At 38.3% G+C, this 12,153-nt stretch carries 16 protein-coding genes; 8 read left to right on the forward strand and 8 right to left on the reverse strand.

Going from position 1 to position 12,153, the window contains the following annotated elements:
- Window positions 1–159 precede the first annotated feature (159 nt).
- Genes BMW53_RS21575 through BMW53_RS19900 form a run of 3 tightly spaced genes read right to left on the reverse strand, consistent with a single transcriptional unit; the run spans window position 160 to window position 2,740 of the window.
- Window positions 160–273 (reverse strand): DUF6266 family protein, encoded by a 114-nt coding sequence (locus tag BMW53_RS21575; protein ID WP_394331172.1) that lies wholly within the window; start codon window positions 271–273, stop codon window positions 160–162.
- A 3-nt stretch (window positions 274–276) separates the two neighbouring features.
- A complete protein-coding gene (locus BMW53_RS19895; protein ID WP_038556776.1) occupies window positions 277–2,493 on the reverse strand; it encodes a TonB-dependent receptor in 2,217 nt (738 codons plus the stop codon).
- A complete protein-coding gene (locus tag BMW53_RS19900) occupies window positions 2,486–2,740 on the reverse strand; it encodes a TM1266 family iron-only hydrogenase system putative regulator (protein WP_038556771.1) in 255 nt (84 codons plus the stop codon). Before BMW53_RS19900 ends, BMW53_RS19895 begins: the two co-directional genes overlap by 8 nt.
- Before the next feature lie 357 nt (window positions 2,741–3,097).
- Between BMW53_RS19900 and BMW53_RS19905 the strand changes: the two genes are divergently transcribed.
- Genes BMW53_RS19905 through BMW53_RS19915 form a run of 3 tightly spaced genes read left to right on the forward strand, consistent with a single transcriptional unit; the run spans window position 3,098 to window position 5,392 of the window.
- Window positions 3,098–3,937 (forward strand): ABC transporter substrate-binding protein, encoded by an 840-nt coding sequence (locus tag BMW53_RS19905; protein ID WP_038556767.1) that lies wholly within the window; start codon window positions 3,098–3,100, stop codon window positions 3,935–3,937.
- Window positions 3,918–4,673, forward strand: coding sequence for an ABC transporter permease (locus BMW53_RS19910; RefSeq protein WP_038556764.1), 756 nt, complete (start codon window positions 3,918–3,920; stop codon window positions 4,671–4,673). The genes BMW53_RS19905 and BMW53_RS19910 overlap by 20 nt, the downstream gene beginning before the upstream one ends.
- A 2-nt stretch (window positions 4,674–4,675) precedes the next feature.
- On the forward strand, window positions 4,676–5,392 hold the full coding sequence (locus BMW53_RS19915; RefSeq protein WP_038556761.1) for an ABC transporter ATP-binding protein: 717 nt from the start codon (window positions 4,676–4,678) through the stop codon (window positions 5,390–5,392).
- A 51-nt stretch (window positions 5,393–5,443) separates the two neighbouring features.
- On the opposite strand, the gene BMW53_RS19920 is transcribed toward BMW53_RS19915, so the two are convergent.
- Genes BMW53_RS19920 through BMW53_RS21580 form a run of 3 tightly spaced genes read right to left on the reverse strand, consistent with a single transcriptional unit; the run spans window position 5,444 to window position 7,356 of the window.
- Entirely contained in the window at window positions 5,444–6,322 is an 879-nt protein-coding gene (locus tag BMW53_RS19920; protein ID WP_038556758.1) for a metal ABC transporter solute-binding protein, Zn/Mn family, read from the reverse strand.
- A gap of 45 nt (window positions 6,323–6,367) precedes the next feature.
- Window positions 6,368–6,979: a DUF169 domain-containing protein gene (locus BMW53_RS19925; RefSeq protein ID WP_038556755.1), complete on the reverse strand. Its 612-nt coding sequence runs from the start codon at window positions 6,977–6,979 to the stop codon at window positions 6,368–6,370.
- On the reverse strand, window positions 6,976–7,356 hold the full coding sequence (locus BMW53_RS21580; RefSeq protein ID WP_051567663.1) for a VOC family protein: 381 nt from the start codon (window positions 7,354–7,356) through the stop codon (window positions 6,976–6,978). The genes BMW53_RS19925 and BMW53_RS21580 overlap by 4 nt, the downstream gene beginning before the upstream one ends.
- Window positions 7,357–7,898: 542 nt before the next feature.
- Here BMW53_RS21580 and BMW53_RS19940 point away from each other — a divergent pair.
- From BMW53_RS19940 to BMW53_RS19960, 5 genes are all read left to right on the forward strand, one after another.
- Window positions 7,899–8,201 (forward strand): DUF5320 domain-containing protein, encoded by a 303-nt coding sequence (locus BMW53_RS19940; protein ID WP_038556749.1) that lies wholly within the window; start codon window positions 7,899–7,901, stop codon window positions 8,199–8,201.
- Window positions 8,202–8,317: 116 nt separating this feature from the next.
- Complete coding sequence (locus BMW53_RS19945; protein ID WP_074781146.1) at window positions 8,318–9,256, forward strand: radical SAM protein; 939 nt, start codon at window positions 8,318–8,320, stop codon at window positions 9,254–9,256.
- Between the two features lie 12 nt (window positions 9,257–9,268).
- Window positions 9,269–9,715 (forward strand): methyltransferase family protein, encoded by a 447-nt coding sequence (locus BMW53_RS19950; protein WP_038556747.1) that lies wholly within the window; start codon window positions 9,269–9,271, stop codon window positions 9,713–9,715.
- A 40-nt stretch (window positions 9,716–9,755) separates the two neighbouring features.
- Entirely contained in the window at window positions 9,756–10,271 is a 516-nt protein-coding gene (gene def / locus BMW53_RS19955) for a peptide deformylase (protein ID WP_038556745.1), read from the forward strand.
- Window positions 10,272–10,287: 16 nt separating this feature from the next.
- A complete protein-coding gene (locus BMW53_RS19960) occupies window positions 10,288–10,476 on the forward strand; it encodes a DUF5320 domain-containing protein (protein ID WP_038556743.1) in 189 nt (62 codons plus the stop codon).
- A 239-nt stretch (window positions 10,477–10,715) separates the two neighbouring features.
- Here the strand turns inward: BMW53_RS19960 and BMW53_RS19965 are convergent, their stop codons facing one another.
- Together BMW53_RS19965 and BMW53_RS19970 are read right to left on the reverse strand one after the other, a co-directional pair.
- Window positions 10,716–11,285, reverse strand: a complete 570-nt coding sequence (locus BMW53_RS19965) for an ATP-binding protein (RefSeq protein WP_051567661.1) — start codon at window positions 11,283–11,285, stop codon at window positions 10,716–10,718.
- Between the two features lie 142 nt (window positions 11,286–11,427).
- Window positions 11,428–11,607 (reverse strand): AlbA family DNA-binding domain-containing protein, encoded by a 180-nt coding sequence (locus BMW53_RS19970; RefSeq protein ID WP_038556741.1) that lies wholly within the window; start codon window positions 11,605–11,607, stop codon window positions 11,428–11,430.
- Between the last annotated feature and the right edge of the window lie 546 nt (window positions 11,608–12,153).

Here is a 12,153-nt window from a genome sequence, read left to right on the forward strand (position 1 = left end):
GCTTCCTTCAGATTCCACCTCACGATGGACACCCTTGCCTTCGGCTAATGGTTGGCACTACAAACCCCCATTCAGGACTTTCACCCTATAGCTATTTACCATGCACGGCACACCAAAAAAAAACCGCCTTTAAATCCAGCGGTTTCCTTAATGCCTTTTTTAACTTGCAACAACCACATTTCCAACGAACTTACTATTTGCAAGATCTTTCCCATCCTCGGTAATAAAAGCAATGTATGTTTGATCCGTATCTCCCGAATAACTATCAGGCACAACTTAAAAGGACAGGTTCAGACGGACAAAAATATTCCGGCCGGGTTCAATACTAATATCCCCCCTATTAGTTGAAAGGTGATTTGTATAGCTGTTATTGGTAATATTGTCAATTCCGGCAAACACCTGCAAACGAGCTATGCCTAAGTCTATTTTATTTGTACTTACAGCCATATCCAGGCGGTAATAGCCATCCGTTTTCTTTTCACCTTCGGCAATTTTATTTTGTTTTGCGGCACCAACTAATGTAAGTTCAACAGCGCCTGCTTTATAATTGGAATAGCGTATCCCCAACCGTCCGTTCAATGGAGGAACCAATGGAAGATTTTCATTGGCATCGGTGTCTTTTCCCCGAACATACGCGCCCGATACAAATAATACCAGATTATCATAAACATTGTAATCGAGTTTAAAATCGAATCCGTAAAGCAAAGCCTTGCTCACATTGGAATTGATAAGAGCCGGAATAGTATCAGGTTCACTTTCCGAAGTAAGGGTATATACAAATTCTCCCGGAGCTTCTACGATCATATTGGTAATCCGGTTGAGAAATACGCCTGACTGCAGACATAAACGGGGATTCCATACCCTTAACCCAAAGTCGGCAGAATATCCCTTTTCCGGTTTTAGCGAAGGATCACCCAACCGGACATAGTTGCCCAGATCGATATATTTAAAACGCTCCTCAAGCGATGGAGACCTGAATGAACGCGCCAGGTTCAGCGACACATCAACATTTTTATGAATTTGATATAGGATACCGGCATTAGCACTCCACGAAAAACTGTTTTCATGGCCTTGTTCAAAAGTCACCCGCTGGGTTGAAGGAGAGTCGTTCCGGTTACCATTAACAATAAGGTAGTCAACATCAAACCCTTCATCGTTTTTAATCCATATCTGATCCAACCGACCGCCGGTTATAAGCGTAAGCCGGTTATCCAGCAAATGAACCTCATCCTGAAAAAACAGTCCTGCACTGTTAAACCTTGATTCAGGAATTGGTGTTTCACCGCGCTCCAGATGGTTTGTTTTGAGGATATCGCCCTGCGGATTTAATACTTCGACCGTAATATATTTTTCACGGCTGGTGGTAAGCTTACGCCCCCAAACATCCAAACCTGTTATAAGATTATTTTTTTCGGATAAGTTCCAGGTACTTTGCAATTGAGCCCCGTTTGTCATGTGCTTTCCGGTGGGAGTTATCAATTCAGGCGTTGTAAACTGGGTATTCCCGTTGCCCAGTGTTGTTTCTGTCACCGTATTGGGTATCATCGATACATCGCGAAGGATATACTGGTTGAAATAGTTTATTTTCAGAGAAGGGAGTTTATCCGTTATGTTTGTAATTTCATAACTGGCATTAAACAATTGCCTGCCAATATCAGTGTAAGTTGCCTTAGCAGGACCGGGAAAGGCATTGCCTCCGGGAATTCCAACATCAGTGGACCAGTTGCGCTGGAATTGAATATTAAATAAGTGATTGGCAAATGGTTTTATTCCCGCCTTTGCAGCAAGATTATTTGTTTTGAACTGGCTATTGGGCAAAATACCTTCCGGGGTTTGTATATCATCGGCTTTACTATATGTACCGCTAAGCCTGAAATACCATTTTTCATTACCTGTATTGATGGCTGCATGGTTTGAGAACAGTTTGTTCGCCGAAGCAAAGCCTGAAGCAACATCCCCTGACAGGTACGGGTTATCGGCAAAATGCCCGTCTTTTGTAAAAATATTTATGATTCCTCCCATAGCGCCGGTACCGTACAGTGATGATTGCGCTCCTTTTACAACTTCAACGCGCTCGATATCAGCTACATCAATCATGCTAAGCGAAGCAGTTAAATCTGTGGCTGTCTCCACCCGGTTCCCATCAATAAGTGTAACCAAACGGCTTTCGCCTAAGCCACGGATATTGATATTGGTAGCCCAAACCCCGTCGCTTCCCATAGTAATACCGGGTTCGGCATTAAGTACATTGGAAAGGGTAAGCGAAGATTGTCGCTGATAATCAGAAGCTCGGGTAACGCTCAACGAAGCGGGCAATTCCCTCATTTTTCTGTCCATTCTGAGGCTCGATACAACAACTTCCCCTATACGAATATTCCTGTCGGCAAGAGAAATTGAGTCATTATCCGCTTTCCGTTTTTTATCATTCTGACTGTAAGAAGTGAGTGTTAAAAAAGCTAATAAGGCAGTAGTTAAAAGGCATAATTTATTCATTGGTACTATTCTTTAAAAGTACCGATTTTACCTGAATTCCTTTTAAACGTCCCAACTGGCCTGAAAGGGAACCAATCTGATCGGTAGTACCTTCAAGAACAAGAGAAATAATGCTTTGTCCATTGCTGCGGGGCAGCCCCTGCCGCCCAATAATAATTTGTGAATGTTTTGAGATAATATCGTTCAGCAACTGAACATTTTCGCGGGTTTCAATCTGAATTAATACTGTGCCTGTTCTCTTTTCCATCAGAATACCTCCGGATTAGATTATTGATATTCCCGTAAAACCTTGATTGTGACTGATATCTGAATCGCAGTATAAATACGGTTATTTTATGATCTTTTTCAAAGTTATATTTTTTTTAGTTGAAAAGATAAGATTCAAACCATATAATATAATCAAATGTTCAAAAGCAATTTTTAAAGACCTAAGAAAAAACATAAATTGCCTAAAATAAGTAGCTTTGTGTTAAGCTTTAAAATTATGAGGGGCAGACTAATCATATTTATAGTATTCTCTTTATTAATGGGGTGCCGGAATCCGGTCAGAAATGATGGGGACAAGCATTCTTATAAAATTGCTACGCTTAAAGGGCCTTCTTCTATGGGAATGATAAAGCTTATCGACAGCATAAACAATGCCGGTAATACGAACATTCAAATCGATATTATGAATGACCCCATACAGGTTCGGAAGATGATGCTGGATGGTACTGCCGATTTTGCGATTCTTCCAACAACCATGGCAGCAATATTATACAATAAGGGCCTGGATTACCGGCTTATCGCCATTCCGGGTTGGGGAACGCTATACCTGGTTGGGGAAGATACGACCATCAACAGTTGGAATGATATCAGAAATAAAAGGGTAAATGTGATGGCCAAAGGAATGACACCTGATGTGGTTTTTCGTTATCTGCTGCAAAAAAATGGAATCAATCCGGATAAGGACATTACCCTCGATTACAGTTTTCCAACCCATATCGATCTTGCAAATGCAATTGCTGCCAGGCAGGCAAAACTGGGCGTTATTCCTGAGCCTTTGGTGAGCCTGGTAATGCATAAAAATAAAAAACTACATCCCATTTTCGATTTGAACCTTGAATGGAATAAACAGCAAAGCACATCTATTGCTATGACTGCTTTTTTAGGAAGTAATAGCATTCTGAAAGATAGCCCACAACTGGCGGAGCAATTAATTTCGTCATACAAAAACTCTGTCCAATGGGTAAATCAACATCCCGACAGTGCCGCAACCCTTATCGTAAAATACGGCATCCTGCCCGATTACCAGGTTGCTTTACAGTCCATTCCCCGATCAAATCTTAATTTTGTAAGGGCAAACAAAATACAAACGCAAATTGATGAATACCTGAAGGTTTTTTATGATATGAACCCTGATATTATTGGAGGCAAAATACCCGATGAAAATTTCTTTTACTAAAAAGCAATATATAAGTTTTACATCGGTAGCAGTAATGCTGATCGGTTGGAAAATTCTGGCCATCTGTTTTGATTCTGATTTTATTGTTCCCCAGCCGGAAGACACCTTTTTAACCGTCGTTAAATTGTTTGGCGACAGTGCGTTTATAAAGGTTGCAGGCACAACAATACTACGCGGGGTAATTGGTTTTATTGTATCCGGTATTTTAGGAATGGGAATAGGTATTTTGGCCGGCCTCAGTCCCGGATTCAACGCTTTCATTAATCCAATGCTGGTTTCTATCCGCTCTACACCTGTAATTTCCCTTATCCTTTTGGCCCTGATATGGTTTAACCCCGATATCGTCCCCATTTTTATCGCCATGCTTACCATGTTCCCGTTTATTTGTACCAATGTAGTCGACGGTATCAGGAGCGTCGATAAGGACTTGATTGAAATGGCACGGTTTTACAGGATAGGCAAACGCCGGATTATAAGCGAAGTATACATCCCCGCAATTATGCCGTTTATAATTAGCGGAGCATCAAGCGCTATGGGAATAGGATGGCGGGCCATAATCATTGGCGAAGTGCTCAGCCAGCCTCAATACGGTATTGGCACAAGAATGCAGTCGGCCCAGACCTTTTTAAATGTAGATGCTGTTATTGCCTGGACTTTAATTGCCGTACTCATAAGTTATGGTTTCGAAAAGATTATACGATGGGGTGAACGTAAAATTGTAACCTGGAAAATGTAATTATGAGAATGCAGGTTAAAAATATTAGTAAAAGCTATAACGGAAATCCGCTTTACAGCGATTTCAGTATGGAACTTTCAGAAGGTATTATCACCTGCATTCTTGGTCCTTCGGGGTGCGGCAAGACTACCCTACTGAACATCATTGGCAAACTAATAACTCCCGACAGCGGGAAGCTCACAGGCTTCGACGATAAGCTGTTTTCGTACATTTTTCAGGATCCCCGTTTATTGCCATGGAAAACAGTCATGGGTAATATTGAGTTTGTACTAAGCAGAAACTTATCTTCAGAAGAGCGAAAAAACCAGGCTGAACGACTTATCCGGCTTGTTGAACTTGAAGGATTTGCCGATTATTATCCTTCGCAGTTAAGCGGAGGGATGCGCCAACGGGTTTCTATTGCACGAGCTTTTGCCTGCCCATCTGATGTCATTCTTATGGATGAACCACTAAGTGGATTAGACATTGCGTTGAAACAAAATATGATACGGTGGTTTTCGAAAATATGGAAGTCGGACAAGCGCACTGTTATTTTTGTAACCCACGATGTTGATGAAGCGCTCTTGCTGGGGAATGAGATAGTGGTTTTAAGCCAGGCTCCGGCCCGAATTGTTGCTCATGAAAATATAAACGAACCGGTCGGAAACCGTAGCATGGAAGAGCCACATTTAAAAAAACTGAGGCAACTACTGCTTAACGCTTTGGGACAATTGAATTAGATTTTCTTACGTACTTAATTTAATATGCTTTTCTGTGTTGATTATTAACCACTAAAAATTCTGAATAAGCATATCGGTAATTTTAATTAGATTTTCTTCCCAGGCTGGGTTTAACGGCCACATTTCGATAATTTCTCCATCAATTTCTTCTGCAAATACACGAGCTTGTTCACGGTCCAAATCACTTTGAATATAAATTACCCTTATATTTTCTTTTCTGCCCAGCCTAACCAATTCAGCCATTCGCTGAGGTGTTGTTTCTTTTCCTCCAGGTTCAAGTGAATATTCATTTAGTCCGTATTCACGGGCAAAATAGGAAAGGCTCGGATGAAACATAATAAATATACGACCTTGATAATTCGTTAAAGTACTTCTGATTTTATTATCCAATTGGTCGATTTCGGTGGCAAAGCCGCGATAGTTTTCGTTATAAATGGCACTTTTTTCAGGATTTAAAACAGAAAGTTCTTCGACAATGCGTAGGGCCATTTGTTTTACCAATGGCGGCGACATCCAAATGTGGGGATTAATTCCCTTCTCTGTTTTTGCTTCTGTTGAAATTGTGGATGTAGCAGTAATTAGGTCCAACCCTTTTGAAAGGTCAATCACCTTCATTTGCGGGTTGACTTGTTCAATTTTTTCTTTCCATGCATATTCAAAGCCAATATACCCAACCCGAAACCAGATTTTTGAATGAGCGATATCTTTTAACTGCGAGGGCAATAGCGTAAAAGTTGCGGGACTTTCTCCGGGCGGGAGCAAAACATTTACCTCGAAATCATCCCCGGCTATCCTTTCCACAAATGTTTTTTGAGGTAAAATACTTACGGTTATTACTTGTTTCCTATTCGCTTTGCTTTCCTGCTTTTTGGCCTTACATGACGAAAACAGGGTAAATATGATAATTACGTATATTTTTGTTGCCTTCATTTCCGGGAATAAAATAAATTTTCGCTCTTGTCATTGTTAACGACTTCAAGCAGAGCTGATAACATTCAGAGCGTATTCAGAAGAAAAACCCAGCACCACTTCGTTTTTTTCAATACCACCGTATTTTCGAGATTCAGGACAGCCAAATGACAAACTTACGGTTTTATTTTTATAACAATGTGAAAATATATTACCACAAACCGATAAGAGTGAAAAGGATGATACAAACGGCCTTATTCCTATTTTAGCCAGGTTGTGTATTAGTTTAGTAACCATTAGCGGCTGAACATAGATGATGTATAAATCAGGCTCTATTTTCTTTTCCATATCCTCATCAATCCCCAAAAATACATTATTAATGTTTTTTAATTTAGGAATCTCACGAAGGGCGTTTTCGATAAACTGAACCGGAATATTATTGTTGCTTGAGATGAAGCGAGCAAGAGCTGAATCGTCGTTATCGTATCCTAAACTTCTTCTTGCCCCCCTACATCCAATATCTTGATTTCCTAACTTTACCGGTTCCTGAAAGGAATAATTTACAGCTTCGCAAAATTTTAAAGGTTTTGACGGTTGCTGAAATGTTCCGGTCCATTCTTTATTTACACCAATTGCTGAACATTTCGTCCCAAACTTCATTTTTAATTGCTCGATCATTTTGAATGGATTTCTTTAATCTCAAACATATTTCCGCTTTTATCCCAAACGAAATAAGTGTTATTCTCTTTGTTGCTTTTTACCCGTGTTCGATACCCTAAGCTAATCGCCTTTTCATAAATTATATGTGCTTGCCGGTATGCCAAACAAACATGAGAAAACTGTTTCTTTTCCTTTTGGCGGCTTATAAAAATTTCGAATTGTACAGATTGATGTTCCATTAAATATACCTCAACAACTTCTTCTGTACTAAAAATCTTTTGTGATGTTTCCCTGTTTAGCGAGAACTTTCGTTGAACAGTAAAGCGTAATATTTCTTTATAGAAATCCTCGATTTCATTCAGAGAGTGAATTGTTATTGCAACATGCAAAAGCATTTGTTTGTTTTACTAACAAATTTAAACAAACATTTGTTTATTTTAAAACAAATAACTGTTTGTTTTTAAATGATGATTGAGGTTTTATTCTCACGCGAAAACAAGCATTACTGATAACGGCATTTGTGCTTTTCATGATGGTTATTATTGATTGTATAATTGTCCCAAACAAGAAGCTTTATACGAACAAACTCCAAAGATCAGCTGCAAATTATTGTTACTGCAATTTCGGTCATTACACCTGGTTGTGTAGCTGCTTTTACTGTTGTTTCATTACAAATCCATCGAATGATGGAAGTAGCAGGATTTATAGCTGCTACGATTGCAACTTCCGGAAATGAAGCAATCAACATGATAGCAACATTACTTGCAGGTTTTATTTTATTGCAACTTGGATTGTAAAATTTATAACAAAAAGCATGAATACATCGCATTACTAATTGAACATTGGTTCTTTTGATTTGTTATGCTTGTATAAGACAATCAGAAACGGACAAAGAGCCCGTAAAATAATGAATTGCTGAATTTTTAAATTTAAAATTATGCCATCAGGAGATCGTACCGGTCCAATGGGGCAAGGCTCCATGACCGGAAGAGGATTTGGATTTTGTTCGGGAAATGATATCCCCGGTTTTGAAAATGGTTTTGGCGGTTTAGGAAGAAGAGGAAGAGGATTTGGACGAAGAAACTTCTGGAATTGGCCATTTTCAAACTCTGGTATGTTACGTCATCGAATTCCGGACAGGGAAGAAGAAGTTAAAATGCTTAAATCGCAGGCAGAGTCTCTGAAGAACAGTCAAAAGGATATTGAAAGAAGACTTGGTGAGCTGGAAAAAAAGGATTAGAAGTTACCGGCAGAAATCTTCCTGGGTTCGGTTTCCCGAAAACGTATTATATCATAGAAACATTAGCGCTGGCAGCCGTAAAAGAATGCGATTTATGAATTAACGGAGGAACGATTATGATTGCTTTTGGCCCTGTTACGTCAAGAAGGCTTGGATTGAGCTTGGGAATTAACAATATTGTTTCCCGAAAAGTGTGCTCTTATAGTTGCATTTATTGCCAGATTGGAGAAACCCGGCACATGAGCACAAATCAGGAAGTTTTTTATGCTCCAAAAAAACTTTTTAAAAACGTAGAGGAACATCTGAGCATGCTGGATGAGCTGCATCGCCCTGATTATCTCACATTTGTCTCCAACGGAGAACCTACCCTTGATAAAAATCTCGGAGAAGCGATCCAGATGCTGAGAAAGTTTGAAATTCCCATTGCAGTAATTACCAATGCATCCCTTTTGCATCATGAAAATGTTCGTAGAAATTTAATGGAGGCCGACTGGGTTTCTGTAAAAGTGGATACAACAGATGAACTTACGTGGAAGAAAATCAACCGTCCTCACAGCAGTATAAAATTAGATCAAGTTTTGGAAGGGATTAACCAATTTGCCACTGTTTATAAAGGAAAGCTACATTCCGAAACAATGCTGATAAATAGCTATAACGATTCATCGGAGCAGGTCGAACAAACAGCATCGTTTATTAGTAAAATAAATCCCGATACTGCTTATTTATCCATACCAACGCGCCCTCCGGCCATGAGTGATGCCAGGCCGGCAACGGAAAAAACATTAGCAATGGCCTGGCAAATATTCAGCAATGCCGGGATTACAACCGAGCTGCTAACAGGTTTTGAAGGAACGGATACCGGGATTACCGGCAATGCATTTGAAGATATCCTGAATATTACTGCGGTTCACCCTTTACGTGAAGACACAATGAAAGCGCTTCTGATAAAAGAGAATACAGATATGGCTGTTGTAGAGTCTCTGGAATCTTTGAAGCTGATAAAAAAAACAAAGTATAAAGGCATGAACTATTATGTAAGAAATTATCATTTTTAAACAATCCGAAGCATGGAAAGAAAAATTATGCCAACTACATGGTTTCTTGGATTTTTAACTCTCATCATCATTTTACATTTTTTAATCGTCGAAAAAAAGATGATATTTTTCCCATACAACCAATTCGGATGGATATTTGTACTATCAGGCATCATCCTTAATCTTTGGACAGATAATCTTTTCAAAAAATATAAAACAACCGTAAAGCCTTATCTGAAACCGTCTTATTTTATTTCAAACGGACCATTCAGAATCAGTCGAAATCCTATGTACTTTGGAATGCTGCTTATCCTCTTAGGTACAACCGTATTACTAAAATCGGTTGTTTTGCTAATTATCCCTTTTGCCTATTTATGTATCATTCATATTTTTTATATCCGAAAAGAAGAACAAAAGATGTTACTGCAATTCGGTATTGAATATTCGAAATACAAAAAGAAAGTCAGATCATGGATTTAACATCTTCAAATCTTGTTTGTAATTCAGTAAACTAAACCACATGATTTTACCGATTATTCTATACGGATCTAAAATACTGCGGAGTAAAACGCATGATATTGATGCAGAAGATGATTTCACTGAGTTAGCGGCAAACATGGCACTCACCCTACAAAAAGAACAGGGATGCGGACTTGCCGGTCCTCAGGTTGCCGTTTTAAAAAATATTTTTGTCATTGATACCACATCTGTAAATAATGATGAAACAGCACCTGTAGTGAAAATGTATTTAAATCCTGAAATTCTCGAATACAGTACAGAAGAATATTATTATAACGAGGGATGTTTGAGTATTCCGGGAATTTTTGAAAATGTTATTAGACCCGATAAAATAGCAGTCCGTTACCGGAATGAAAATTTCGATATACGCGAAGAAACGCTTGACGGGCTGGTGGCTCGTATATTTCAGCACGAATACGACCATTTACAGGGAATACTTTTTATCGATCGTTTAAGTAGCCTTCGTAAAAGGATAATTAAAAGCAAATTGAAGCAAATAGCTCGCAGTAGTATGTAATCTTAAAAAACTAGTTATGCCAAAATTAAACGGAACCGGCCCCGAAGGCAAAGGTCCAAAAACGGGACGAGGCCTTGGAGAATGTGAGAAAAAGTCATTTAAAGAATTATTCCAAAAACTTGGAAAGGGTTTGGGGAAACGTCGTAAATCAGGAGGCGGAGAAGGCCGGGGGAAACGGCTGAAATACGACCAAAAGTCTGGTTAAATTCTGTGGCAACCTCTTTTTTGCATTTTTATATTTCTGAAGTTGAGGTATGGGGAATGTTATATCTTTTTTGAAAGGGAACTAAAAGCTTTACGCGAAGCATTTTTTTATTTCCGCTTCTTTTTGAAATCTTTCAAAGATCTTGTCAGCTTTGTGTACGAGTTCTAGTAAGCTAAATGAAAAAAAAGATTGTAATCGGTATTTACAAAAAAAAATTGTCGGAATTTTGATAAAAATCTCTAATCGTTAGATATCAAAAGTTTTAATAATCGTTTCCCTGTATCAGTGGTTAAATACATTTGTTTAGGACTAGTTTTAGTCTCAGTATAAAGCATCTTAACCCAACCATAATCTATTAATGGGTCTAGATATCTTTTCCTGTTTTTCGAATGATTTGTTAATCCTAACTCTTCGAATAACTCTGTCCTTTTCTTCGCAGTTAAGAACAAGTTCAAAATATCAGAAACTCTACTATGGATTGTTTCATCTACTATAGCACTAATTTGGTCACTAACTTGGTCACTAACTTGGTCACTTATAAAAGCAGGTAGCGTTGTAAGAAAATATGTACTATGCTTATCTGTATCGAATCCAGGAGAAGGAGAATTATTATTTTCCATAGCATTATAAATAGTAGGAAAACCTGTACCTCGTCCTTCAGTTAGACGCAGTTCTTTTAGAAAATCTCCTATTCGTCTATTCCTATAATCTCTGGCAACAATTCGTTTGTATTCTTTTAAAATATTGTCATCATCCGGAGGAATGGGGCCAGGAAAACTAAGGATCTCAATTTTGTCATTCCAAATCATTAGTGTCCGGTAAAAATTTACCGGGTAGTACATTTTAAAGAACCACCCGGCATGTCTACTTTTGAGTTACCACACCTATCTCAATATAATCTTTACAATCTTCATTCTTTAAATCTACATCACAAATAATTCCAAGCTGAGTTTAGATTTTATTTGGGATATCTTCCATCAATCGCTTTGCCTTTGCAACGCCGACAATTTCTACATTATCATTTTTACCAATGATTATCTTTCCACCTTTTGCATTGGCAAAACCACAAATCCATTTAAGGTATTCATCTCTCCAACTTTCTTTCCATTCTATATTTTGACTTTCTGGCATCTATTTTAGTAGTTTGTTATAATATCGTTTTCGTTGTTTGAACATTTTTTCAAAATAATCAATTTTTGAATCCCCGTAATCAAAAATGACAGGTGGATTTTTTGAACGTTGAATCCGTCCAATATATTGAATTAATTTTCCTTCGAAAGCAAATGGGAAAATACCACAGGTTTCCTTCCCTGAATAGTGATTTGTATAGGTCTATATTATTTTCTGCAACCATATTATAAATATTCCACAGCAATTATATTCGTCTCTAATTCTAACAATTAAGCAAATAGAACTGGCGTGAATTATTATGTTTCAACAGTCAGTAGAATTAACCTGGTATTTAAATCACTTATAACCTGAGTTTCCTTTTCTGATTTTCGACACTCATAATCTTCAATACTGCCTCATAATCTTCAATCAACAAGTTCGATACTGCTCCAGGTGGGCCCACCAAGAAAACAAAGAGGCTGTCCAAAAAGGCGGTCTCTTTTTTTATGCTGCAATTTCAGAATAGTAGTTTTTCATCCAGATTTTAGATTGTTGCTTTTTCAAGTT

The organism is Draconibacterium orientale, assembly GCF_900111425.1.
Lineage (GTDB): Bacteria > Bacteroidota > Bacteroidia > Bacteroidales > Prolixibacteraceae > Draconibacterium > Draconibacterium orientale.